The sequence below is a fragment of the Holospora elegans E1 genome, from assembly GCF_000648275.1.
GTDB classification, from domain to species: Bacteria; Pseudomonadota; Alphaproteobacteria; order Holosporales; family Holosporaceae; genus Holospora; species Holospora undulata_A.
Window position 1 is genome coordinate 1 of sequence record NZ_BAUP01000065.1, and the last position, 25,454, is coordinate 25,454.

At 34.2% G+C, this 25,454-nt stretch carries 17 protein-coding genes, 2 tRNA genes and 1 pseudogene; 15 read left to right on the forward strand and 5 right to left on the reverse strand.

Annotation, left to right across the window (positions count from 1 at the left end):
- Positions 1-328 precede the first annotated feature (328 nt).
- Entirely contained in the window at positions 329-637 is a 309-nt protein-coding gene (locus HE1_RS02320) for a hypothetical protein (RefSeq protein WP_035544278.1), read from the forward strand.
- Positions 638-785: 148 nt separating this feature from the next.
- On the opposite strand, the gene HE1_RS02325 is transcribed toward HE1_RS02320, so the two are convergent.
- Both HE1_RS02325 and tgt read right to left on the reverse strand, forming a co-directional pair.
- Positions 786-1,745, reverse strand: a complete 960-nt coding sequence (locus HE1_RS02325) for an RluA family pseudouridine synthase (protein WP_006304716.1) — start codon at positions 1,743-1,745, stop codon at positions 786-788.
- Between the two features lie 154 nt (positions 1,746-1,899).
- Entirely contained in the window at positions 1,900-3,096 is a 1,197-nt protein-coding gene (gene tgt / locus HE1_RS02330; protein WP_373279900.1) for a tRNA guanosine(34) transglycosylase Tgt, read from the reverse strand.
- Between the two features lie 216 nt (positions 3,097-3,312).
- Here tgt and HE1_RS02335 point away from each other — a divergent pair.
- The 5 genes and pseudogenes from HE1_RS02335 to HE1_RS10300 all read left to right on the forward strand — a co-directional run bounded on the left by HE1_RS02335 (position 3,313) and on the right by HE1_RS10300 (position 7,179).
- Positions 3,313-3,387: transfer RNA gene (locus HE1_RS02335), tRNA-Trp, on the forward strand.
- A 244-nt stretch (positions 3,388-3,631) separates the two neighbouring features.
- Positions 3,632-5,611 (forward strand): ATP-dependent zinc metalloprotease FtsH, encoded by a 1,980-nt coding sequence (ftsH, locus tag HE1_RS02345; RefSeq protein WP_035544303.1) that lies wholly within the window; start codon positions 3,632-3,634, stop codon positions 5,609-5,611.
- 357 nt (positions 5,612-5,968) lie between these two features.
- Positions 5,969-6,061 (forward strand): annotated as a pseudogene (locus HE1_RS09605) (IS5/IS1182 family transposase); the annotation flags it as partial.
- 157 nt (positions 6,062-6,218) lie between these two features.
- Positions 6,219-6,422, forward strand: coding sequence for an IS1 transposase (locus tag HE1_RS09610; RefSeq protein WP_035544283.1), 204 nt, complete (start codon positions 6,219-6,221; stop codon positions 6,420-6,422).
- A 538-nt stretch (positions 6,423-6,960) separates the two neighbouring features.
- Positions 6,961-7,179: a transposase gene (locus HE1_RS10300; RefSeq protein ID WP_373279901.1), complete on the forward strand. Its 219-nt coding sequence runs from the start codon at positions 6,961-6,963 to the stop codon at positions 7,177-7,179.
- Between the two features lie 10 nt (positions 7,180-7,189).
- Here the strand turns inward: HE1_RS10300 and HE1_RS02355 are convergent, their stop codons facing one another.
- On the reverse strand, positions 7,190-8,047 hold the full coding sequence (locus HE1_RS02355; protein WP_162480211.1) for a hypothetical protein: 858 nt from the start codon (positions 8,045-8,047) through the stop codon (positions 7,190-7,192).
- A 723-nt stretch (positions 8,048-8,770) separates the two neighbouring features.
- Between HE1_RS02355 and HE1_RS02365 the strand changes: the two genes are divergently transcribed.
- Positions 8,771-9,511 carry a JAB domain-containing protein gene (locus tag HE1_RS02365; RefSeq protein ID WP_052567238.1) on the forward strand — a complete coding sequence of 247 codons (741 nt, stop codon included), beginning with the start codon at positions 8,771-8,773 and terminating at the stop codon, positions 9,509-9,511.
- Positions 9,512-9,947: 436 nt separating this feature from the next.
- On the opposite strand, the gene HE1_RS02370 is transcribed toward HE1_RS02365, so the two are convergent.
- On the reverse strand, positions 9,948-10,748 hold the full coding sequence (locus tag HE1_RS02370) for a hypothetical protein (RefSeq protein ID WP_162480212.1): 801 nt from the start codon (positions 10,746-10,748) through the stop codon (positions 9,948-9,950).
- A 153-nt stretch (positions 10,749-10,901) separates the two neighbouring features.
- Here HE1_RS02370 and HE1_RS09320 point away from each other — a divergent pair, with 153 nt between their 5' ends.
- Positions 10,902-11,054: a hypothetical protein gene (locus tag HE1_RS09320; RefSeq protein ID WP_206537220.1), complete on the forward strand. Its 153-nt coding sequence runs from the start codon at positions 10,902-10,904 to the stop codon at positions 11,052-11,054.
- Positions 11,055-11,289: 235 nt separating this feature from the next.
- On the opposite strand, the gene HE1_RS02375 is transcribed toward HE1_RS09320, so the two are convergent.
- Complete coding sequence (locus HE1_RS02375) at positions 11,290-13,257, reverse strand: transketolase family protein (protein WP_052567240.1); 1,968 nt, start codon at positions 13,255-13,257, stop codon at positions 11,290-11,292.
- 311 nt (positions 13,258-13,568) lie between these two features.
- Between HE1_RS02375 and HE1_RS02380 the strand changes: the two genes are divergently transcribed.
- The 7 genes from HE1_RS02380 (at position 13,569) to HE1_RS06415 (ending at position 24,969) form a co-directional block, all read left to right on the forward strand.
- Positions 13,569-13,640 (forward strand) — tRNA-Val (locus HE1_RS02380).
- Positions 13,641-13,766: 126 nt separating this feature from the next.
- Entirely contained in the window at positions 13,767-14,486 is a 720-nt protein-coding gene (locus HE1_RS02385; protein WP_162531195.1) for a polysaccharide deacetylase family protein, read from the forward strand.
- A gap of 491 nt (positions 14,487-14,977) precedes the next feature.
- Complete coding sequence (locus tag HE1_RS02395) at positions 14,978-15,586, forward strand: hypothetical protein (protein ID WP_035544297.1); 609 nt, start codon at positions 14,978-14,980, stop codon at positions 15,584-15,586.
- Positions 15,587-15,600: 14 nt separating this feature from the next.
- Positions 15,601-21,360, forward strand: a complete 5,760-nt coding sequence (locus HE1_RS02400) for a hypothetical protein (RefSeq protein WP_162531196.1) — start codon at positions 15,601-15,603, stop codon at positions 21,358-21,360.
- A gap of 570 nt (positions 21,361-21,930) precedes the next feature.
- The gene (locus HE1_RS02405) at positions 21,931-22,872 is read left to right on the forward strand and encodes a hypothetical protein (RefSeq protein WP_152531013.1); all 942 of its coding nucleotides are present in this window, start codon (positions 21,931-21,933) and stop codon (positions 22,870-22,872) included.
- Between the two features lie 173 nt (positions 22,873-23,045).
- Positions 23,046-24,008, forward strand: coding sequence for an ACP S-malonyltransferase (fabD, locus tag HE1_RS02410; RefSeq protein WP_006295419.1), 963 nt, complete (start codon positions 23,046-23,048; stop codon positions 24,006-24,008).
- Between the two features lie 13 nt (positions 24,009-24,021).
- The gene (locus tag HE1_RS06415; RefSeq protein ID WP_006295417.1) at positions 24,022-24,969 is read left to right on the forward strand and encodes a polyprenyl synthetase family protein; all 948 of its coding nucleotides are present in this window, start codon (positions 24,022-24,024) and stop codon (positions 24,967-24,969) included.
- Positions 24,970-25,454: the final 485 nt, after the last annotated feature.

A 25,454-nucleotide genomic window follows, 5' to 3' on the forward strand; every position in this document is an offset into this window, starting at 1 on the left:
ACAAAAACGCTGAGCGCTTCGGTTCGTTGAAAGGACGCTTGCGTATAAAACAAGGACTTGGAGCTTGTCTTTTTCGGGCATACCTCGTGAAATTTTTTCCACATTTTTTATTATTTGTACCGCTTACCCCATCGAACAAATCCGCTCTTGTTAACTTTAAAAACGGGTTTGTACTCACTTAAAACTAAATTTGAAAAAGACTAACTCTAAATAAAAAGCTTCTCCGCTCAAAAACTACGTACGTAGCAAGTATAATAAACAAATCATTATTTTTTTAATATTAAAATGATAAAATATAAAAATAAAAATAAACAAAAAAGTACAAGAAATGAAAAACTTTTATTTTTTACTACTCATAGGAAACATAATAATGAATGCCGGAGCATTTGCAAGAGGAGGAGGCCACGGTGCCTTTAGAGGCTATGCAGGCGCCAGAAGACATTTTACGCACCCCCATAACACTGTTGGAGTAAATAAAAGTCCAAACATATCTAATAATGTTCAAAAAAGTGCATCCTTTAGCGGAGGCGGCGGATATGCAGGAGGGTACGGTGGAGGAGTATACGCTGGGGGGTACGGTTGGCCGTTGGCAGCAGCAGCAACTACAGTTGCCACTGCCGCACTTCTTGCTACCTAAAAATTCTTCAGCGCCTGTAGTGTACGAAAATATAGATGTATACCCATAACACGCTTGTTTTTCTATGTTGAAAGACCAAAAAAATGATAATTTTTGCAAAGGGAAAGGTATACAAAAAAAAGAAGTTTTTTGGCCTTAGACGATTTATCTAAAATAACGGTCTTATGGTGCTTTCATCAAAATAAAGTTGTAAAAAAATCATCATATCTTCTGGGATTTTGCTAGTAATAGATACATTTTCGTTCGTTGTCGGATGAGTAAACGATAATTGATAGGCGTGAAGTCCTTGACGCGATAAATCTTTATGGGGGCGCCCATAGATGTGATCTCCCACAATTCCATTGCCTAAATGGGCCAAGTGTACACGAATTTGATGAGTTCTTCCGGTTTCTGGAAAACACTCTACAAGGCTGTACTTTTGGCATTTGGAACGCGCTTTCGTTCTGTAACGCGTTATAGATACTTTTCCCTGAGTCAGACTAACAGACATACGCAGTGGATACCTGGGATGTCGTCCCATATGAACTTCAACGCGCCCTGCCAAAGGGGTGGGGCAAGCATAAACAATAGCCCAATAAGTCTTACGAATGCGCCTTTGAGCAAATTGCTCGCTTAAGTGACGGTGGGATAGGTCATTTTTGGCAACCAGTAATGCTCCGCTAGTAAACTGATCTAAACGATGCACGATACCTGGGCGCTGATGCCCTGCTAATTCAGAAAGCTGATTTTTACAATGCGCAAGAAGCCCGTGTACTAAACTATCTTCTTGATGTCCTATGGATGGATGCACTACTTGTCCTGCAGGTTTATTGATGGCAACGATATCTTCATCTTCATATAAAATATCCAAGAGCATAGAGATAGGTTTTAATTCACAAGGTTTGGGAGGAAAAATTTCAACACGAAACACTGTTCCAAAAGAAACTTTCATAGATTGGTGTTTTTTAGACAAAGCTCCTTCAGAATTTTTCACCTGTCCTTGCTCTAACATGTTTTGAATACATGTTCTGCTGCACTTGGGAAGACGTTTTGCCAAAAATTGATCCAATCGTATTCCAGAAAATTCTGAATCTACGCAAAGGGTATAAATTTTATTGCTCTCAACCATTTGTTTCCTTATTCCTTAATATTCTAAATTTTCTGAACACGATGCTCTGATATCTCTTTATTTTTAATTTTTCCAATTCCTAACTTAATGATTTTCCTAATTTAATAATATTTTATTTGACTTAATTATCTTGAAAACTTAGGAACCTGTAATTTTATCTTCCCAACCATTTTGAACGCACTTCGGGCATAATGTTCAAATCAATACCTCTGCGAATTTCTTCCATCATAGTGTTCATAAAAAAAATGTTATGAATTGTAAGCGCAGACCCAGCTGTAATCTCTTTTGATTTGATTAAATGATGAAGGTAAGCACGAGTATAACGCAAACACGTGGGGCATGAGCAAAGCTCGTCAATGGGACGATGATCGTTTTTGAAGCAAGATTTTAGTAAGTTGATAGAAGAACGAGAATGATAGTCTTCTTTTGCATCGCTCCAATAATTCGGTCTGATTAATGCGCCTCCATGGCGACCTAATCGCGTGGGGATCACGCAATCAAACGTATCGATTCCCTTTGCTATTCCGTCGAAAATATCTTCAATTTTTCCGATACCTAGTAAATGAATAGGGCGATCAGAGCACAACTTTTCCAGCGCCATATCTAAAACTTCCCGCATTTCAACAGAGGTTTTTCCCAAAGATCCTCCAATCCCATGACCAAAAAACGGCATAGAATTTAAAAAATCCACACTGACACGGCGCAATTCGGGGTAAATTCCCCCTTGAGAAATTCCATAAAGTCCTTGATGAGTTTTCTTATATACAGAATCTTCCTTCAAAAAAGCTGTTAAAGATCTTTGAGCCCAGCGGTGGCTTTGTTCCATGGAAGCACGTGTGTGTTCGTAAGAAATATGGTAAGGCGTGCATTCATCTAGTGTAAAAATACAATCTGCTCCCAATGCTTGCTGAACATGAATGGAAAGTTCTGGAGTAAGACACCACTTAGATCCGTCTCTATAACTTAAAAATTCTGCTCCCGCTTCAGAAATTTTAAGATAGCGTTTTGATCGTGGAGACCCCTTGATTTCTTGAGACACACATCCATACCCAAGACTAAAAATCTGATATCCCCCAGAATCTGTATATGTTGGACCATTCCACCCCATAAAAGATCCCACTCCTCCAGCATCGGCAACAACATCTGCTCCAGGATGTAACATTAAATGATAAGTGTTTGCTAGCAGAACAGGGGTGTTCAATTTTTCTATGATCCACGTGTCGACTCCTTTAATTGTTGCCTTGGTGGAACAGAAAAAGAAAGAGGGCGTTGAAATCTTACCATGTGCTGTCAAAATTGTTCCTAATCGACCATAGGAGGTGGTTTTTTTCACTTCAAATTTAGGGAATATCACAATGAAATGTAAATTAAAAAAAACATCTTTTTATATTCTAACACAAACCGTAAGACTATATAGCGTAAGAAATAATTTTTAAACATTCTAGATTGTAAATTTAGAATAGACGCATTACACCTTCTAATAGGATTTGAACATTTAAAGATTAATTACTTCTGATAAAATCATCTTGCAAAAACAAAAAAAATCTGCTAATGTCCTAAAAGGAAAAGGAGTGTAGCTCAAATTGGTAGAGTTCCGGTCTCCAAAACCGGCGGTTTAGGGGTTCGAGCCCCTTCACTCCTGGGTGCAATTCAAATCTTTGTGCTTAGTTTTTGGCACACGTCAAGTTTTTTCTTTCGTTTAGTTTTTTCAAAGAGCGGCAGAAAAAGGCTTTTTCGGTATGTGTCGTAGGTGTTTGTTTTTCTTCATTGGGATAGGTTAGGTTTTTAAAAACTTGCTTTACCTTCAATACTTTGGTAAAATCCTCTACTGAAAGGCTTTCTGGAAAGTGCATTTTTTAGATGGATTAAAAACAAATAAAAAAAGTATGGTATTGTGGATAATTTTGGGGTTACTGATTCTTTCGTTTTTCAATTTGTATCGACAAAAAATGACCAGTGCTCCCTTAGTTGTGGATTATTCAGAGTTTATTGATCGTGTTCACGAGGGGCGTATTCAAGAAGTTGCACTTCAAGGAGAAGTTTTAGAGGCTTTATACAAAACGGGTGAGCGGATTCAGGTTTTTCTTCCCAAAATTGTTCAGCTGCAAAACCTTCCTTTGGATTTATTCAAAGACAAGGGGGTGAGGTTTCGTTTTGTACCACTAGAAGTGTCTTTTTTTAATTTTTATACTCTTTTACAAATTGCTCTTCCTTTTTTGACTGTTGGATTAATCTGGTTTTTATATTATCGACAATCTCAAGGAGGCGCTGGGCGTTCTATGGGGTTTGGGCAATCCAAAGTTAATTTTATCGATCCTGATCAACATCATATAACTTTTGCTGATGTGGAGGGAGCGGAAAATGCAAAAGAGGACCTTCAGGAAGTTGTAGATTTTTTAAAAAATCCTGAAAAATTTGAAGTTCTGGGAGGAAAAATTCCTAAAGGCGTCTTATTGGTAGGTCCGCCAGGAACAGGGAAAACTCTATTGGCCAAAGCAGTGGCAGGGGAAGCAGGTGTTCCTTTCGTGTTTATGTCTGGATCAGATTTTGTAGAAATGTTCGTGGGGGTTGGTGCTAGCCGTGTTCGAGATCTTTTTCGTCAGGCAAAAGAACATAAGCCGTGTATTATTTTTATCGATGAAATTGATGCAGTAGGGCGCGCGCGAGGTGGGCACGCTGGGGGGGGACACGATGAAAGGGACCAAACTCTCAACCAACTTTTGGTAGAAATGGATGGGTTTAGTGAGCGGGAAGGAATTATAGTTCTTGCAGCCACTAACCGAGTAGATGTTTTGGACAAAGCATTGATCAGGGCTGGACGATTTGATCGACAGATTATGGTTCCATTACCAGACCTAAAGGGAAGAGAGGGGATTTTGCGTGTACATACACGAAAAGTGCGCTTGGCTCCAGAAGTGTCTTTGTTGCAAGTTGCTCGGGGAACTATTGGGTTTTCCGGAGCAGACTTAGCTAATTTAGTTAATGAAGCAGCGTTAAGAGCGGCAAAATTTAATAAAACTTCCGTAGACAAAGAGGATTTTGAGGCAGGACGAGACAAGATTCTTATGGGGCCAGAACGAAAAAATATGTTGATGACGGAATCGGATCGTCGTCTTACTGCTTTTCATGAGGCAGGGCATGCACTGGTTGCTGCGTATTCTTCTCATTCAGACCCTATTCACAAAGCAACCATTGTTCCAAGAGGAATGGCTTTAGGGCTAGTAATGCGTTTGCCAGAAACTGATAAAGTTTCTGTAACTAGAGCATCTTTACTGGCTGATCTTGACATTGCTTTGGCAGGTCGCATAGCAGAAGAAATGATGTTTGGAGAAGAAGGTATTACCACTGGCGCTTCTAGTGATTTTAAGTTTGCTACAAATTTAGCCAGAAAAATGGTGACGCATTGGGGGATGAGCAAGAAGATAGGGTATCTATTTTATGGAGAGCAAGATGAATATTGGAGCGGGCTAGCTTCTCATATCTCAGATAACGAGGTCAATCAGATAGATGAAGAAATTCGAAAATTGTTAAAAGAAGCGCACAAAAGAACTTTAGATCTCTTAACCAAATATAAAAGTCAGCTTATTTTATTGGCAGAAACTTTGTTAATTTACGAAACCCTTTCAGGGGAAGAAATTGATGAGTTATTAAAAAATGGAGAAATCAAGCGTCCGATTCCTGAACTAGAAGAGGTTCAAAAATCAGACCCAACCGCTTTAACAGAAGTTTTACCTAAGGAAGATTCTTTGGGTGGGGGGGATTCTTCTAATGGAGAGATCCTTTCTTCTGTTTCTTTAACTATAGTGAATACATTGAAATATTGCTGGCGTGTAATTTTAAAGCACGGAGGAACTTTAGGAGTGTAGTAAATTCAGAAGATTTTTTCTGTGCAGCAGCTTTATAGAACTATTGTAATTTAGATACATCTTTGTTTTTTACATTATTTAGTAAAGAGAGAAAGACGTGGTATGTTGAAATGTTTTGTGAGGAGGATTTTTTATCTTTGTTTTCTTATATTAATTATTTTTCGAGTATTAGGTGTATCGCTTAAAAACCTCTATAGCATGGTTTTTACTTTTTAGTCACAACCGTCACGTTTTCCTTTATCCAATTCATGTAATTTTAACGGTTTTTACAATGACTAGGAATTGAGGTTTGTATGGGGCGCCAAAAAGCGTTCTTAAATGGTTATTTGCTTTTCTTCTGCCTGTCCTTTTAATGGCGTGAAATACGAACAGATCAAAGAAATAGCAGAAGAAAAATTCCGAAGATTGACAGGAGTTAAAAATGATACATTTTATAGAATGGTGAATGTTTTTTAAGCTTTTAACTAAAAATATTTTTAGTTAGAATTGGTAAAGAAGTACTTTTTGAACGATTAAAAAATAAAAAATTTTATTTTATTGTGGAGATCACTGGGCAGGTTTTAATAAAATTATTCCAAGCAACCGCTTATTTCAGAGAAAAGATAAAATGTTCCCCATTGAAAAAAATAACGGTCGACAACGCTATTGCTTTGCGAGATTTCATCGAAAACCCCTTGCAAATACACGATTACTTGAAATGCTGGAGGTAACAATGCGTATTTTGGCGAACTTCACGTTAATAAAACAAAGGGGAATAGAATATTTAGATGAGGGGGCGGGTATATTGAAGCATCGCAACTATTTAAAATAAGTGTATCAGCGATAGGCAGGTAGTATAGAAAATACAGACAAAGAAGGTAGTTATTTTCCTAAGAGGCGTGCTTGGCTCAGAAAAAAAGATTGAACTCAGGAAAGCTAGAAAAGTACGTCAAAGAAAACCAAGATATGACCTTGAAAAAAGCTGCTCAAGAATTTTGGGGTACAATCGTTACTGGTTAAAAAGATTAGGCTTGTAGCTTAAAAAAAGACTTTTCGCACTTAGAATCAAGCAAAGAAAAGCGAAGTCAGTATCAAGAATCGATCAAAGATATAGCGTGTCCAAGTCTTGTATATATAATGAAAGCGGCATTGTATGGCTATGTGCAAAGACAGAAGGCTGGGGCAGAAACAGTGAAAAGTTGGTTGGAAAAAAGAGTGGAAAATATGATCAAAGAACAAATAGCATTACCGGTTTGGTTAATAACACATCCATAGCACCAATGGGGTTTAACGCATCTTGAGATACAGTATTATTCCAAGCTTGGGTAGAAAAATTTCTGATCAAGTGGCGAAAACCTGGTCAAGGTGTTATTATGGATCACTCCTCTTTTCATAAATCCAAGAGAAGTAGAGAATTAATAGAATCTGTAAAATTCGGTATAATTTTTCTATCTCCTTACTCTTTTGATTCCAATCCAATAGAGAAATCCTGGGCTAATATGAAGAGGGGGATTGAATGCAATATACTAAATCTTAAGGTTCTATTCGACACTTTCTCGTGCTTCTTTAAAACATCTAATTCAACCTAAATTACTATAGCTAATTTTTTTTGGATTTTAAGAATGAATCCATTTCTGCTATAATTGCCCTACTTACAGGTTCTCCTTTTTCTACTAAAATGTCGTAATGATTCCCGTCTCTACTTTGTATCAAATATAACCAATGTTTTGCTCCTATACACTTGAAAAATCTATTGATTTGAGGAGACTCTGAAGATTTTTTTGAAAAAATAGCGATATTTGTTTGTAAGTATTTTGACATCACTTCAAAAAATGTTTCTCCATTGGGGGGACGTATTGCGTCACGTGAATTTGAGGGAAGATTATTAGCAAGCTTTTGATTTTGTGATAACGAGACATTCTCAGGTTCTTCATTAACATTGAATACTGTTCCACCGTGCTTTTTAACTAATTTATACCACTGTTTAATTACTTTTTCCGAATTTTGCAGCAAATTTTCAAAGTCTTTTAAAGCGTCTGGATTGTTGTTTTTATTAGATAATCCAAGTGGATCAAGCGCCTGAACTATTTCTGAAATCTCTGAAAGAAGATCAAAGTCTTGGTCTTTATCTGTTAAATTTTCTAATAATTTTTCTTGAAGTTTCTCTACGCAATTTTTCAGAATCTTCATCATATATTTAGGAGTGACTCCTAAATGACTCCACAGACACGACCCATCAACAAATCCTGGTAATTTTATAAAATTCGTTCTAACGCCATCCTCTTTTTGAAAATGATAATTTGAGAATAGGTTTCGACCTACCTGATCTTGTTTGTTTCTAAATTCACGCCATGGTATCGTTTCACTCATATTATAATCATTTTTTTCCCAGAAACTTTTTTCTTTTCCTCCAAAAATTACGGTATTACATAATAGTCCATCATACTCATTACACATCCCTGGCATTGTCCCCATAGACGGAGAGCCTATAATTGCAAGACAAATAACAAAAAAGCAAAAAAATTTATTTTTTTCATTTTAGATTGATTTTATTTTTATTTAGTCATTTTATCACGAATGTATTTTTTATCGATAAAAAAACATATTGTATTCTAAAAATAGAGTGTAAAAGAATATTGCATTGGAGAGCAAAATGATCCATCATAAATTTTTTTTGAAAATGGTGGTTTTTCTGAAATGTAGAAAGTGTACTGTATTAGTAAGAGGTTATAGCTAAAAATCCTTTGCTCGTCTGGAAGAAAATAAAGATATACGAGGGACAACCAAGAATTAAAAAATATATATTGTGTATATGGAAGAAACGAAATTGGTATAAAGTCAATCCCGTGTAAAGATTTAAAAAAAGGAAAAAGAGTAAGAAGCTCTTTTGCGTACAAATATTAAAACTGGGTATGTTATCACAAATCGTTAACACAAGGTTTTTTTCACAGTTCTTTGAAAAATTGGTAAAAAACCTTGATCTTTAATACTTAACGTTGAACCTAATTTATTGTACACTAGACAAAAAAATGTACGGCTCAAAAAAAAATCTGATGGGAATCATACTATGTAGTGTTGTAAAAAAGATTCAAATTCATAGTAAATATTTGATCTATATAAGTTTCTTAAAAAAAGATACATTTCTATTACACTTCAAAAAAATGGGTGTTTTTTTGGTGCATGAAATCTGATAAGGATCCCTCCCAAACTTCGACAAAAGAAAAGCCGTTATATCTGGGGCACCGTCAACGGTTGAAAGCACGATTTTTAAAAGCTCCCCATGCCTTGCCAGATTATGAGCTTTTGGAGTTGTTTTTAGGTGTGTTATACCCACGAAAAGATACCAAACCCTTGGCGAAAAAGCTTTTAGAGGTGCATCGATCCATATGGGGGGTGTTCTTTAGGTCAGAGCTGTTTGATCACTGGGGAGTTGTGTGTTTTCACGAACTCTTTCGTCGTATTTTGATTCGAGAGATTCGTCAAGCGCCCGTGTTGAACAATATTGATAAAGTTGTTGATTATGCGTATCTTTCTATGGGGCATTTGCATAAAGAAGAATTTCGTATATTCTTTTTAAATAAAAAATACGAATTAATTCAAGAAGAGACAGTACAAACAGGCACACTAGACGAAGTTGCTCTATATCCCAGAACATTAATGGAGCGTTGTTTAGAATTTAACGGTGCAAACCTTGTGTTAATTCACAATCATCCTTCTGGTGATCCTTGTCCTTCTAAAGCGGATATAGAGTTAACAGGGGCGTTAGAGGTGGCGTTACTTCCTTTTCAGATTAGTATTTTAGATCATATTATCATAGGAAAATACGCTGCTTTTTCCTTTAGGGAAGAAGGATATCTGGGAAATTCGCGTTTGCAAGCCGTGACGAAATGTACAGAAAAAGATGGCACTGAAAAAGGATGAAAACATGATACCGCTGAACATATCTCAAGAGTAAGAAAAGATGAAGAATAAGACAATATCTAACAAAAGAATGAAAAAATAAAAGCCTGTGTCATGAAATTTTTCATACATGTCTCTTTTTAAACCAATATGACTGCCGAAAGATGTACAAAACGCTTTTTTTCCGTTACTTGGGCTGAAGTAAAAACCCTGCGCAGCTATTTCTATTTGTGCTCGATAATTTCTCCATAAAATTGTAATCTATCAAGTAAATTGCTTTTATTGATAACATAAATATCACGAAAACAATCATAAATTTTTTCCAAACTTAAAGTATAAGCACCTGGTCTGTATAAACTGTAAAACTCTCCATTGAAAGGAGATGCTTTATTTTCTAACTTTAAAATTTAATGCATCTCTAAAAAACGGATCAATTATCACGTATTTACGGTTGATCTTATTCCTTAACAGGAAACTCTTCCTTAACTTTTTTAATTAACTCTTGCATTTTTTTAGACTTCACGCCTTGAAGAGCCATACGAGACAAAGTGCTTTCTGAGGTGCGCACCCCCTCTTTCATGAAACGCACAACAAGTACCAAAGAACTTTCTTTATCTAAAGGAACTACCTTTATATCTCCCACGTGCATCTCTTTTAAAATTTTTTCTAGCTGAGGATTAGATTTTAACATTTTTACTGTTAAATCGTTAACTTTATACTCGCCATTTGGATTGTTTATTTGAAATTTTTTTGCCCAGGTTTCGAAAATTTTTCCTGATAAATCGTTTTTTAAATTTTCTAATTTTTTCAATTCACCTTCCATATCTTTTTTGCCATCTTTTCCTTTTTTGTCAACGATGACAGTTTCAATAACAACACTTTTCATAATATCTTCATCTTTTTTAAGATTTGTTATTTCTTTATTAATTTCTTCCTTAGTGGCTTGTTCTGCACTTTCTCCCAATTTACGTAAAGCAGCAGAGATGTAGGCTTGATCAAGGGCAGACTTTGTCTCAGGAAGCTCATCTAATTTTTGAGCTTTAGCCCATTCGCTAAGTTGACACATAGTAATATAGTCTTCTCTAAGACGCTTTTTTTCTTCTTCTGAAACTTCTTTTCCTTGTCTTTTGTTTGATATTTGCTGTAGTATTTGTTCTATTTCTGATTTTTTAATAACGCGTTTTCCCACCACACACAAAACATCTGTGTCCCCCTTTGAAGCTTCTAAGACAGCCCATAACTGATTTTTTTCACTCAAACACGTCGCTCCTACAAAACTTAACGTCCAAAAAAAAACTTTTTTACAAAACATGTTACTCTAAATTTGCTTGACTCTAAAACTATGCTAATTGAAGGTTCTTAAAGAGTCAAGTTTTGATAGAAACTATTATGGAAAATAGGTGGACTTCATGTGAAAATAAGAAATTTATGGAATAGTTTATTGCACAATTATAAATTTAAATTTTATATAAAATCTTTTTTTCTATTGAAGGGGGCAGGAAATAGTCCAGAAGATGGAAAAGCATTTAAACAAGATGATGGAAAATCCAGATACTTATCTTAAATGGCATGCTGAAAGATTTGGAAGCGTGCCATCATGATGGAAAAAAGCAAAGATAACTACTCAAATAGTACAGCGTAAGCTTTGCTTAAAACTCAAAATTATCAACGGGACGGTAAATGCAACTTTAAAAAAGGTTAAAATAGATAGAAAAAACAATCTGTCCTTTGTTCTTATTTCAACCTAAAACTCTATTTGGAAAAGACTTTAATTAAATTGATTTAAACACATTTTTTTCCTAAAGAGTGTCTAAAATTTTTTGAACGATCGCAGTAGAAGAAAATCCAAAATGCTTGAACAAAACGGAAGATTCCCCTGAGGCGCCAAAAGTTTCCATACCTATGTTTATCCCCCCAGGCCCTGTAACTTGATACCATCCCAAGGGGGAAGACGCTTCAATTGAAATTTGTAAATCAGAAGGAAAACATTTCCAAGGCTCTGGATAGCGTTGAAGCCAGCGCATCATCCAAGGAACTGAATAAACTTGAGCAGAAACAGAATGCTGGTCTGCTAATTCATGCGCTATTGTTAAGGCTAAGTGAACTTCCGATCCGCTGGCCCACAAGTTTACTTTAGGAGTTTTTGTTGCGGGGAGTAAAGGATAGGCTCCTGCTTTGCAGAGATTTTCTTCTTTATACACTTTAGAAAATGTTGGAAGAGATTGCCTGGATAGACACAAGATAACTGGTCCTTTTTCTTGAAGCGCGATTTCCCAACATTCTACAACCTCTACGCTGTCTCCTGGGCGCAACACGGTTAAATTGGGGATGGCTCGCAAAGAAATCAATTGTTCGATAGGTTGATGGGTAGGGCCATCTTCCCCAAGCCCAATGGAATCATGCGTCATAATATATATTACCTTTATTCCCATTAATGCTGACAATCTTAATGCAGGACGCATATAATCTGAAAAAGCTAAAAATGTTCCTCCACAGGGAATAAATCCTGCGTGCGCAGAAATTCCATTCATGATTGCTGCCATGGCGTGCTCTCTTATACCGTAATACAAAAATGGGCGATAAGGGGTCCATTCTTTTGGATCTGTGCACGTAGAATCTTTAAGATCTGCCGCCCCTGCAAGCAGTCGTGTGTAAGGAAAGATCTGTGCTAAAACTGCTCCAGAAGCGCTTCGTGTAGAAATGGCTGGGCGCTCTTGGGCATAAAAAATACCTTTAGCCCTTAACTGTTCTTGAGCTTTTTGGGATAAAGCTGCTCCATTTATGGCTTTGCTGAAACGATCTTGCATACTAGAATCTTGGGTAGAAAATCTTTCCTGCCAAGCTTTGTGTGATGTAGTAGATTTTTGGCTGAAATGTTTCCACTGTTTTAGTAAAAACTCTGGAACAAAAAATGCTTCATTCCAAGGCCAGGCTAGTGCTTTTCGTACCGCTTGGGCTTCTTGGTAGCCTAAGGGAGACCCGTGTGCCTGACATGTTCCCATCTTATTAGGTGATCCGTAACCAATATGGGTACGACACCCGATTAGCGTAGGTTGGCAAGATTTTTTTGCGATATCAATAGCATTGGAAATGGCGTTAAAATCATGACCATTTATACATAACGTATTCCATCCAGATGCTTTAAATCTCTGAACGATATCATCACTTCCGCTAAGATCTACTGGGCCATCTATGGTGACCTTGTTGTCATCCCAGAAAACAATTAAGCGATGCAAGCGCCAATGCCCCGCAAGACTGATGGCTTCTTGTGCTACCCCTTCCATTAAGCATCCATCGCCCAAAATGACATATGTGTAGTGGTCTACGAGCGTTTGTGTAAATTCTTTGCGTAACAAAGACTCACTTAACGCCATACCCAATGCGTTGGCAAGCCCTTGTCCCAAGGGGCCTGTTGTTACTTCAGTTCCCAAAGGGGTTCCTCGTTCAGGGTGCCCTGGAGTTTTACTTGCGTGTTTGCGATAGTTTTTTAGATCTTCTAGGGAAAGAACGCCCCACATATATAAAGCTGCGTACCACAAAGGGGCTCCATGACCTGCAGAAAGAACGAAACGATCTCGATCTGGCCACTGTGTATCGCAAGGGTCCCACTTTAAATATTGAGATGCAAGAACTGCCATCACATCTGCCATTCCCATGGCCATTCCTGGGTGCCCTGAACCGGCATGTTCTACGCTATCCATAGCTAAAATTCTTAAGGCGTTTGCTGCCAAAGGAAAAAAATTTACAGGCGCTTTAAATGCGTTCATTGAAAAACCTGTGCTGAGTTACTGAGTAAGCTTATAGTAACAAATAATTCGTCTAAAAAAAGAGTCCTGGAAAAAAAATAAATTAAACAATAATGGGAAAAATGTTTTTACAAGTCGATTGATATATGTTTTTCGCATTTATTTTTTGTGCTTAATACAATTAAAAAATCTTATTTTACTTAATTTTTTCTAAAGGTTTCTATTTATAATTATGTGATATTGAGAAAAATTTTAGGCAAATTATCATTAATTTATAAAAGATAAAGGGACTTTACTTTTTGAAAATTAAAAGATACAATGAACATCGAAAAGGGCGATTAACTCAGCGGTAGAGTGTCTCGTTTACACCGAGAGAGTCGGCGGTTCAAGTCCGTCATCGCCTAGAGTGATTTGTAGTTCAAAAATTTTAATTTTTTTGCAAAAAATAATAAATAAGTAGTGTTAGAGAGGTTGCTTTGATTTTGTGTGGTAGATTATTTACCTTTTTTCAGTGCGATTGGTTCAAGAAGGTGGTATGGAAGCGGTGTTTTATTTTTTTTGGAATTGTTTGTTTTGGTATTTTTCTGGGGAACGGAAAAGTAGAGTGCTCAGATTCTAGAGTTGTTTCTTGTAAAAACTTTCCAGATCGTACTGTTTTACTTACTTTTGATGATGGTCCTTCTAGTGCGACAAAAGAAGTTTTGGATGCTTTGAAAAATGAAAACGCATCAGCAATATTCTTTATTGTAGGGGAAAAAGCAAATGAAAAGGAAGGAAAAAAGATATTAAAGCTTATCGCTGATTCAGGTCACATGATTGCAAATCATGGGTACAAACACGTAACAATGACGAAGCTTACGGAAAAAGAGCAGATTAGTTCGTTAGATAAAACCAATTCCTGTATAAAAGAATTTCAAAAGACAGTTCTGTATTTTCGTCCTCCAGGGGGGGCGTGCAACAATATATTGAAACGATCTGTGAATTCTTTGGGGATGAAGATTATGTTTTGGAATGTAGATCCCAGAGATTGGAAAAAAAACGATTGTGGTGCAAGGCCAAGTCGTTCTGCATTAAAAGAAAGAATTTTAAAAGGGTTAGAAGACCAAGGGCACAAAGGTATTGTTTTGTTGCACGATATTCATTTGAATACTGCTTTGGCGGTTCCCATGATATTGGATGCTTTAAAAAAAAATGGGTACAGTTTTATGAAACCTGAAGATGTTTTGAAGTATCAAAAAGCTAGTAAATGAGCTGAAAGTTGGGTAAGGTAGAGTTTTAAAAATACGCGATTGTCTGATAAGCAACGGTGAAAACACAAAAAGAGTTAGAAAGTGTATTTTTTACAATTGTTCAAAAATGGTTAAAAATCTCTTGAATTTAATTATTTTTTAGATTATGATTAACGACAGTTTTGCATTTTATTTTTTTATATCAATAAAAAAATAGAAAAACAATGGAATTTTTTTGTGAAAAATAAAATTTTACTCAATTCAATTTCTGGATTTTTTAGAAACTTTTTTTCAGAAAGTACAGGAATTCTGTTTGTTTTATTATTAGGAAATTTTGGAAATCTTTTTTCCAATAATAGTGCTTTTACCACCTATAAAAAGAGATTCATAAGACGGGACTTGAAGCAATAGAGCGTAAAAAATTTTATTTTGATAGCCTAAAACATATAAAAATTCTTGATAAAAAGAAAGAACGGTTTGATTATCTGAATTTTGATTGGAGTTCTTCAAGTTTGAAAAAACTTGATTTAGATTCGATAGAGAACTTCAATAGCTCTTCTTTTTTTCACGTTATTTCAGATGAGAATTTAAAATCAAAGACTTTTTCTTTGTTTCCTTTAAAATTTTTTATTGATATGAAGCCAATTGTTTCGAAAAAACATGTACGCCCGTTAGAAAATTTTTTGCCAAGCTACGACCCTTTTCAAATTTTTGATTTTTTTCAGTTTTCTCAACTTAAAGAAGTTTTTAATAATTTAACTGGTAATGAATTTTCTGAAAGCGATTATTCCAGTGGGTTTAGCGTTTCTATGCTTCCTGGCGCTCCTAGCATTCCTGTTACTTCTATAAATTTTAGTACTGCCACGCGTTCCCAAGCTTCTGGAGTTTCTGCTTCTCCTGTGAATCGTGCTACCCCTAAGATTTATATCGCGCCCCCTGTGCGTTCTGATGATTCTGATATTCCTGCTGCGCCTATGCTGTTGGGGGATCCTATAGGTTCTGGAGCCTCTATGAATATTCCTCCTGTGCGTACTACCCCTAAGATTTATATCGCGCCCCCTGTGCGTTCTGATGATTCTGATACTTCCCTGCTGCGCCTATGCTGTTGGGGGATCCTATAGGTTCTGGAGTCTCTATGAATATTCCTCCTGTGCGTACTACCCCTAAGATTCATGTTGCTTCTATGAATTTTAGTGCTCCCATGCATTCCGACGATTTTAATGAATCCATCATTCCTGTAAATTCTAACAATATTCCTATGCTTTTTGGTGTTTCCAGCGCTCCTGTTTCCAGAAATGTTCTTGATGATTTTGAAAAAAATTTAAATTTGGTAAAGAAGTGGATAAAATTTTTCGATGGGTTTATGCACATTGATTTTATAGGACAACTAAGAGCTGGAGGAAAAGATTTTTGCTTTTCTCTTGCAAACCACTTTAGTAGCTTAAGGATGTGCTTAGAAAATGGAGAGTTTAAGCTAAAACAGATTGTTTTTCTTGACGGAAAAAAGACGTTTGTGGATTGTTCTGATAAATTTTTTAACGCCATTATCAAAGCATTAGATAAATTGGACAATCCTGAACAAATGAAAATTCTTGAAGATGTTATGCATAACGATTTTGAAATTTTTTTAAAATTTTTGGATTTAAAAAATATCAGTATTCATAGTCTTTCTTATAAGTTAAGTGTTAATTTGGCGCGACAATTTAGAAACTTAAGAATGTGTTCAGAAAATGAAGTGTTTGTGTTAAAACGCAATTTTATAAGTGATGAAAAGGAAACATCAATCGAGTGTTCTAATAGAATTTTTTCACTTATTGTCAAAGCGCTAGATTGCTTAGATCTTCCTGAGCAAATAGACATTCTTGAAAAAGCATTTGTTGAAGATTTTAGGCTTTTTGAAAAATATGTAGATTTAAAAGAAGGCATTAATAATCTTCCTGAAGAATTAATAAAAAAGATAGCGGAAACACTTATTTACTTAAGAAAATCTTCAGAAAAAATAAATTTCGTACAAAACCAATGTTATATTAAAGAAAATCATGAATTAGCTAATGAAAAATTAATAGATTTTAATGAACAATTTTCTTTTGGCGTTAAAGCGCTACAGTGTTTGGACACGTCTAAGCAAATAAAAATTCTTGATGATCTCTTTTTTAAAAATTTTGAGATTTTTCAAAAATACTTAGACTCTAAAGGAGGTATTAATAATGTATCTAAAGAATTGATAAATAGTTTAGCAAGTAAGATTGTTGATTTAAATGCGTATTTAGAAAGACAAGTGCTTAAGCTGAGATGGATGAATGATGAAAAGAGGAATTTTATCAATTGCACTAAGGAAAGGTTTGATTTGGTTTTTGAAGCTTTGAAGTGTGTAGATGATTCAAAACGAATAGAAATTCTTGAAAAGGCTGCATGTAATAATTTTGAAGTTTTCTTTAATTTCCTAGATTCAGAAAATGTTAATTTTTCTAGTTTTTCTGATAAAACTGCAAGCAAGTTTATAGAAGCTTTTGGAAATTTAAAAGTAGTTTTGGAAAATACAAAGCCTGTACTGAAACATAAAGTTGTCTTCAATAAAATGGAAACCTTTATTAATTGTTCCGAAAAAAGATTTGAGATTATTGTTAAGGCATTAAATGAAATTCAAAATTTTCAAGTGATGCAGGCTTTTAGAGATGCTTTTTTTATAAATTTTGAAGTTTTTCAAAAATATGTGAATTTAAATGGGGGGATTAATACCCTTTCTAAAGAATTAATAATTGAATTGGCAAAAGAGTTTAGCAGCTTTAGAATGTGTTTAGAAAATAAAGGTTTAAAAAATAGAGAGTTCAAGCTTCAGTTGAAGGGAGGGGGTGAAAAAAAAGAACAGCTTGTTGATCATCCTGAGAAAAATTTTAATTTTATTGTTGAAGCTTTAAAGTGTATAGACGATTCAAAGCGGATGGAAATTCTTGAAGAGACTGCGCGGAATGATTTTGAAGTTTTTTTAAATTTTCCGGGCTTAGAAAATATCAGTGTTGATAATTTTTCTTATGAACTAAAAAGCAAGTTTGTGAAGGAGTTTGGTAAATTAAAAATGGGCTTAGAAAATAGAAAGTCTGTGCTAAAGAGAAGTATTTATATTGGCGATAAAAGAAGCCAATCTATTGATTGTTCTGAAAAAATATGGGCTTTGATTCTTAGAGTTTTAACTCAAATGGATAAATTAAAAGAGCCGGAAATAAAAATTTTTAAGGATGTTGCGTTTAGTGATTTTGAAATTTTTGAAAAATATTTAGATTCCAAGGGGGGTATGATCAAACTTCCTGAAGAATTAATCGCTGCGATAGCGGAAGAATTTAGCAGCTTTAGAATGTGTTTAGAAAATAAAGCAATTAAATTAAAAAGGAACATTGTACGTGAAAAGCATTCAAATTGTGTCGATTGTCCTGAAAAAATACGTAATATAGTTTTTGAAGCACTAAATACGTTAGGTAGACTAAAAAAAAGGTTTAAATCCACACAGATAAGAATTTTTGAAAATGCTTTAGATAAAAATTTTGAAGTTCTGTTAGAATACTTGTTAGAAAACGATAGTGAATATTTATGCAATAACGGAATAAATGATTTTTCTAAAAAATTAGGAGACAAGATAGCAAAAGAATTGCGCAACTTGAGAATATGCTTAGAAAATGAAGCGTTTGTACTAAAACGAGAAATCATCATTAATGAAAAGAAAATTCGTGTAGATTGCTCTGAAAAATTGTTTGGTTATATCGTTGAAGCCTTGAAATTTTTAGATAAATCTACCCAAATAAAGATCCTTGAAGAGCTTGCTTGCAACGATTTTGAGTTTTTTTTAAAATTTTCGGGTTTAGAATCTGGCATTGATTATTTTTTCAAAAATTCAAAAATTCAATTTTTAAATTTAGGATTTGGTGCTAATGATTTTTCAAAAGATCTAAAGAAAAAATTAGCAAACGAATTGAGCAATTTAAGGATGTGTTTAGAAGGAGATTCGCTTGTATTAAAACGCAGGATTTTTATCGATGGACAGGAAATACTCGTTGACTGTTCTGAAAAAAAAATGTTTAGTTCCATTGGCGAGGCGTCAAGAGTTTTGAATAAATTGGATCAAGGTGGATATCACCATCAATACATCAAGATCCTTGAAGAGGTAGCACAAAACGATTTTGAGGTTTTTTTGAAATTTTTAGATTTAGAACGTGTTAGGATTGGTGGTTTTTCTAAAGATTTAAAAATAAAGTTAGCAAATGAATTGAGAAATTTAGAGATATATTTAGAAAACACAGCTCTTGTGTTAAAGCGGCAAAGGATAATTGATGGGCAGAAAATACTCATTGATTGTTCTGAAGGGGTGTTTAATCGTATAGCTGATGCGGTAGAATTTTTGACTAAATCTGATCGAGCAATGATTCTTGAAGAAGTTGCGGGAAATAATTTTGAAGTATTTTTTAAATTTTCGAATTTAGAAATTATTAGTGTTGATAATTTTTCTTACGAATTAAAAATTAGATTAGCAAACGAATTAAGCAATTTAAGATTGTGTTTAGAAAACGAAGGGATTATGTTAAAACGGCAAGGGCTAATTAGGGGGCAGAAAACGCTTATCGATAGTTCTGAAGAAGTGTTTAGTCGTGGCGTTAAAGCGATTGAGTCTTTGGGTAAAGCTGATCAAACAAAGATTTTTGAGAAAGTTGCAGATAATGATGTTGAATTATTTTTTAAACTTTTGAATTTAAAAAAGAATTTAAAAATTAGTGTTGATAATTTTTCTTATGAATTAAAAATTAAGCTAGCAAACGAATTAAGCAACTTAAGAGTGTGTTTAGAAAGCGAAGGGCTGGTGCTAAAACGTCAAGGGGTAATCAGTGGACGGAAAACGCTTATTGACTGTTCTGAACACATGTTTAGTCTTATCGTTAGCGCGCTGGACCAGATAGAAAATTCTCAAGCAACAAAAATCATTAAAAGTAATTTTTTTGAAAATTTTGAAGTATTTCGAAAATATGTAGATTTCAAGGGAGGGGGAGATACCTTTAATAAAATATTGATAGCTGAATTGGCGAAAGAAGTTAATATTTTAAGGATGTGTGCACAAGCTTCATCCATTGTGCTGAAACATAGAAGTTTTATTAACGGACAGGAAATATTAAGGGATTGCTCTGAAGAAATGCAAGATATCATTTTTGAGGCCCTACATACACTAGGTAAGCTAGACACAGAAAGCCAGTCTGAGCAAATAAGAATTCTTAGAAAGTTATTTTCTGAAAATTTTGAGATTTTTCAAAAATATTTTACATTACAAAATGTTTATTCCGAAGGATTAGTTGAAAAATTTAAAGATCTTTTGGCAAATAAATTTTTGGAATTAGTAATTTTTGAAGACTCGATGGAAAATTTATATTTTTATCGCGATAACTCAAAGGAAAAATTTTCTTGTACTGAGGAAATGCTGGCCTTTATCTTAGAGGGAATTAAAAAATTTTCAGAAAATGAACAAATAGAGTTGTGTGAAAAATTTTTATTAATAAATGAAGGATCTAGTGAAAACCGTTATTTGTTTCTAGATTTCTTTTTTAAAAAAGAAATGGAATTTATTAGAAAAAAGATAAAAAATGAAGAATTTTTAAATCAATTTAAAAACTCTATAGATATTCATAAATATGATGAATTTTTAAAAATTTTTCATACTTCTGAAGAAAATCTTAATGCAAAAGGTAAAAATGATTGGATTCAGTATGTTGAAGAAAATTTTTTAGAAGAAAATACTTTGGATTCTTTTTTGAATTTCTTAAAAGGAAAAGATCCAGAGGATTTTCCTAAAATTGTGAAAAATTTAAAAAAACATAAAATAAAGGAAATACAGAAATTATTCTTAAAAGATTCTTCTGAGAATAATAAAAATGAAAAAGCTGAAGGGGCGAAAAACAATAACCAAAGTTACAAAAAAAACCAATTCAACACCGATTTTAATAGAAATGGAGAGCGAGGGGATCTAAACAAAACAGCAAAAAAAAATTTTAAAAATCAAAATAGTAGTCAAAAAAAAATTTTGGAAGAAAATTTTTTGCGTTCTGCTGGGTGCTGTTCTTCAGAAGTAAGAATTGAAGCTGTAAGAGATGCCATACAAGAAAATCCCGAAGGCTCATTAGATAAAACACTTTTAAAATTCAAGGTGATAAAGAGTGCAAATTTAAAAGAGATTGAAAAATTAGAAGTTTTTCAATCTTGTTGCAATAAAATTAATAAATTTTTTATTTTTTCAAAAAAAACATTAAGAAATAACGATAAAGTATTTGATGGATTTTCAGAATACTTAATACGTCGTTACGGAAATATTTCTAAAGATATAAAGGAAAGTCAGGAATTCGTTCTTAAAAACCCTGAGAATGTATATCAAACATTGTTGGAAGCAGCCAATCGAGACGTAGAAATAAAAAAATTTAAAAATTTTTTTAGAGATACGATTAATAATTTTATTAGAAAAAATTTTCAATCTGTGCCTTCTATCTTTGAATTATTCTTAAAAAATTTTTTTAAAAAGAAAGAGATAAATGAAGAAAATATTGATCAGTGTATAAAATCTTGTCTAAACTTTATCGAGGACGATCATTCAATTTGCAAAAAATATTTAATGAATGAGAGTCAATGCTGTGAATTTAAGAAAGTATTGAATCAAAAATTTCAAGAATTTAAAGAAAACTATCAATACGATTTTAATCAAAAAAATGAAAAATCAGATTTTTACGCTTACTTTGAATTAGAAAAATTATTTAAAAATACCTTTGAAAAATACTGTAAAAATTCATTACTAAGCAATTCTCTTTCTTTTGCAAAATTGAGAGAAGATGCCGTGTTGACTTTAATAAAAATTAACGCTTATGATGAGTAAATAATAAATTGATTGGGATTGTGAAATGTTCAGAAAATAATTTCATGATCCTGAAAAATAAATTTTCTAATTTTTTTCTGATTTTACTTTGTATTGTGTGTTGGTTTTTTTTTGTTATAATGCAATGAAGTTATTGGTTTGGAATAGGGGGGTACTGTGACTGAAATAAGCCAGTCTTCTGCAAAGCGCAAGCGATTTTTTTTGTGGATGATCGCAGGTATAACAGGAGCTTATGTTGGGTTTTGTATCGGGGTAGGAGGATATATTGATTCTAAAGTTCGTTCAGAGTTGTCAAAGCATCGGTTTAAGGAAATTATTAAATCGCATCAGGTTAAGGTAAAATTTTTTCCTTTTCCCATTGTAAGCATTAATCTAGATTTTTTTAAGCTCTTTAACAATGAATTTCAAGCTGTTTTGAAAGTTTTTCCTAACTGGAGAGGAATTTTTTCTAAAAAATGGACTCGCATCGTGGCTAATTTCGAGATGTACGCCCCTGAACGAGTAAATCCCCTTTTTTTGAAATTTCAGGGAAATTTTGATTTTTTAAAAACATTAAAAATTCTTCAGGGGGTGAAAAATTCTAAAGCCGAACTTTCAGAAGTAGTGGATATTTTAGAAGGATGCTTAAATATTAGGTTTAAAGATTATATTGGTGTACTGAACTTTAACAATAAAAAAAATCTCAACAATGTTTTGTCTTTTAGTATGTACAAGAAAAAACATTTGTTGACTTCTGCTCATTGTCATTTTTCTTGGATTCAGCCTTTAGAAGGGGGAAGGGATTCCAAAGCAATTTTTGATTCAAAATTAAAGTTTTTCTTTGAGCGTAAAATTTTATCATTGGGTTGTGAAATTGGAGAATTTTTTGGTGTACGCGAACAAACTTTATCATGGTTACGGTTTGTTGACACAGAGTATTTGAAAAAATTTTTTTACCCTTTTGATTTTGAAGTTTCTCTTAATGGAGAGTATGATTTGAAAAAAATTCACTTGATCCTTCAAAAGATGAAAACGGATCGTTTGCAATATGCAAAGGATTTTTTTAGAAAAAAGAGTAGTATTTTTTCTATTTTTACTGACTCTTTTGTTGTTGATTGTATTGAATCTTTAGCGCAATTAATGTTTACGCAAAAAATTATTTTAAAAACTAGTTTTTCAAATCAAGGAAAAGCAAAAGCTATCGTTCACCTTAAGCAGGATATTGAACAAAAAGATATATCTAGCTTGCATGTCAACTTTAATCTTGAGTGGGGAACCTTGTTAAAATATTTTGAAGAAAAAAGTCCAGAAAGTTACAACAAAGCTTATAAATTTCTAAGTGATGCATTAAGTACGATTAATAAAAACAAGGATCTTTCTAATATTGATACAGAAGTTATATTAAGATACAAGCATAATAAAGAAAATTTGATACTAGAAAGTCTTTTAGTTAATGATTTATCAATTCCTCAATTAATACAAAGATATTTTTTTAATAAAGGAATATCTAATACTTTAAAGAATATAAGATAAATTATTTTTTAATTCTGATAATTTTTATATAAGTGTTATTTTGAAAATCTTTGAGCTTTTTTATGGTGGGGTTTCAAAGATAAAGTAGTTATTTTTTTGTTCACGTACTCCTATATTTAAAGAAATAATAATGTATAATGCTTATATAATTCAGAAAAATAAAAGGAAGATCAGTGATTGCGTTATTGTTTCCTGGGCAGGGGGCTCAGTATGTAGGAATGGGGCAGACTTTGGCTCAACGGTTTCCCGTCATTAAGGCGCGATTTCAAGAAGCAGATCAGTTCTTTTCTTATACAGGGCATTCTCTTATAAAAATTATGGGGCAGGGGCCTTTAGAAACGTTAATGCAAACCCAGTGGGCACAACCAGCATTGTTTACTTTGAGTTGTGGATTATTTGATGTTGTTTACCAGCATTGTCTTTTATCAGGGTTTTCTATTGGATGGGTGGCAGGACATTCACTTGGAGAGTACAGTGCATTATACGCAGCAGGGTGTTTTTCGTTTCAAGAAGGGCTTTTGCACATTAAAGCGCGATGCCAGGCTATGGCTGAAGTTCAAGATGGAACCATGGCGGCAATTTTAAAACTTCCTATTTCAGAAATTTATCCATTGCTTGAGTGTTATGGACAAGGGCAAGTAGAATTAGCAAATGATAATTGTCCAGGTCAGGTGGTTATTAGCGGAAAAAAAGAAGGAGTTCAACGTATTTTGGGGTATGCTCAATCTAAGGGTGCTCGGTGTGTTCCTTTACAAGTAAGTGGGCCGTTTCACAGTTCTTTTATGGCTCCGGCGGCAGAAAAGTTTGCGCACTATTTGCAGTCTGTTACTTTTGCTTCTCCTTCTATTCCCATTATTACAAATGTTAGTGGGGCTGTTCAGAAGGATCCTGATTGCATAAAAAATCAATTAATTCAACATTTAAGTCTTCCTGTTCGATGGAGAGAGAGCCTTCAAACTTTACACGCTCTTGGAGCAAAGTATTACCTAGAGTTAGGGGCAGGTTCTGTTATTACCGGATTAGTACGAAAAACGCTTGATTCAGTATATGCAACAAGTTTGGGAGATCTTTCGTTACTAGAAGATTGGATGCATTCCACCGAGATTCCTTCCGTGCGAGCAATGCAAAATCTTTAAAAGGTAGAAAAGTTTGGAAAATTCTAAGATAGACAGCTACATAAAAGCAGCGCTTTTGCGTATGAATCAAGAGCTATTTCAAGAAGTATACTTAAATTGTTCAGAATTAAGTCCCTTACTTAGTGAAGTTTTGTGGCCTTTAGGAAAGTCCATTCGTCCAAAATTTGGATTAACTTTAGCTTTTTTCTTTTCAAAAGATCCTTTGGCCGAACATGGATTAATGGAGCTGTGTAAAACTATAGAATGCATACATATTGCGTCTTTGCTTCATGATGATGTTGTAGATGAAGGGGTAATACGGCGGTCTCGTCCTTGTTTTTATCACGCTTGGGGGCAGCGCAGAGCGATCTTGTTGGGAGATTATCTTTTAAGTGTTGCTCTAAATTATCTTTCAAAGATTCGTAATCCTGAACTACTTTCTATCCTACAAAGTGCTATTAGTCAAATGACCTTGGGGCAAATACAAGAGGAAGCGATGTCGTGGTCGCACGGGATTAAAGATTATGAGGAAATTGTATTAAAAAAAACTGCTTCACTTTTTTCTGCCACGGCAAAGGCGGTATGCGCACTTTTTCAGGTAAAGGATTCTTACGCTCTTGCATTGGAATCTTGTGGAAAACTTATAGGATTTTGCTTTCAGCTTCAAGATGATTTACAAGATTATACAGGAACAAAAAAAGATAAAAAGCGATTTCAAGATTTTTTTCAGTCTCGGATTACAGCTCCTTTCTTGTGGTTAAGAGAGCAAGTATCTCAAGAAATGCACTCCCAATTAAAAGTCTTATGGAATTTCCCAACGTTAGATCATGCACATCGTCTTTATGAGCTTATGGCACAGTATCACATTCCGCAGTACGGAGAAGAGCAAATAAAAACGAGTAAGACATACGTTTTTCGACACCTTCAAAAGTATTGGTCTTTAGAGAGTGTAAATTCGGTGATGAAATTTTTTTCTTGTTAACTATAGCAATCTAGGTTGAATTAGGTGTAATTTTTTTGTTAAAATTAAAAGGAAAATGACAAAGAGCTACAGTAAGAATTTAAGACAAAGGGGAATAGAATATTTAGATGAGGGGGGGCGGGTATATTGAAGCATCGCACCTATTTAAAATAAGTGTATCAGCGATAGGCAGGTGGCTTAGAAAATTGGCATAGAAAATACAGACAAGAAGGCAGGTATTTTCCTAAGAGGCGTGGTGGCTCAGAAAAAAATATTAACTTAGAGAAGCTTGAAGTGTACGTCAAAGAAAACCAAGATATGACATTGAAAAAAGCCGCTCAATAATTTGGGGTACACTCAGTTACTGGGTAAAAAGATTAGGCTATAGCTAAAAAAAAGACTTTTTGCACTTAGAAGCAAACCAAGAAAATTAAAGCAGAAAATTAATAGAATCTGTAAAATACAGTATAATTTTTCTACCTCCTTGCTCTTGTGATTTGAATCCA

What these genes read in the sequence shown, in the direction of transcription:
- HE1_RS02320 (WP_035544278.1), top strand. Translation starts at nt 329, where the DNA reads ATGAAAAACTTTTATTTTTTACTACTCATAGGAAACATAATAATGAAT.
- HE1_RS02325 (WP_006304716.1), bottom strand. Translation starts at nt 1,745, where the DNA reads ATGGTTGAGAGCAATAAAATTTATACCCTTTGCGTAGATTCAGAATTT.
- ftsH (WP_035544303.1), top strand. Translation starts at nt 3,632, where the DNA reads ATGGTATTGTGGATAATTTTGGGGTTACTGATTCTTTCGTTTTTCAAT.
- HE1_RS09610 (WP_035544283.1), top strand. Translation starts at nt 6,219, where the DNA reads ATGTTCCCCATTGAAAAAAATAACGGTCGACAACGCTATTGCTTTGCG.
- HE1_RS02355 (WP_162480211.1), bottom strand. Translation starts at nt 8,047, where the DNA reads ATGTGTAATGAGTATGATGGACTATTATGTAATACCGTAATTTTTGGA.
- HE1_RS02365 (WP_052567238.1), top strand. Translation starts at nt 8,771, where the DNA reads ATGAAATCTGATAAGGATCCCTCCCAAACTTCGACAAAAGAAAAGCCG.
- HE1_RS02375 (WP_052567240.1), bottom strand. Translation starts at nt 13,257, where the DNA reads ATGAACGCATTTAAAGCGCCTGTAAATTTTTTTCCTTTGGCAGCAAAC.
- HE1_RS02400 (WP_162531196.1), top strand. Translation starts at nt 15,601, where the DNA reads ATGAATATTCCTCCTGTGCGTACTACCCCTAAGATTCATGTTGCTTCT.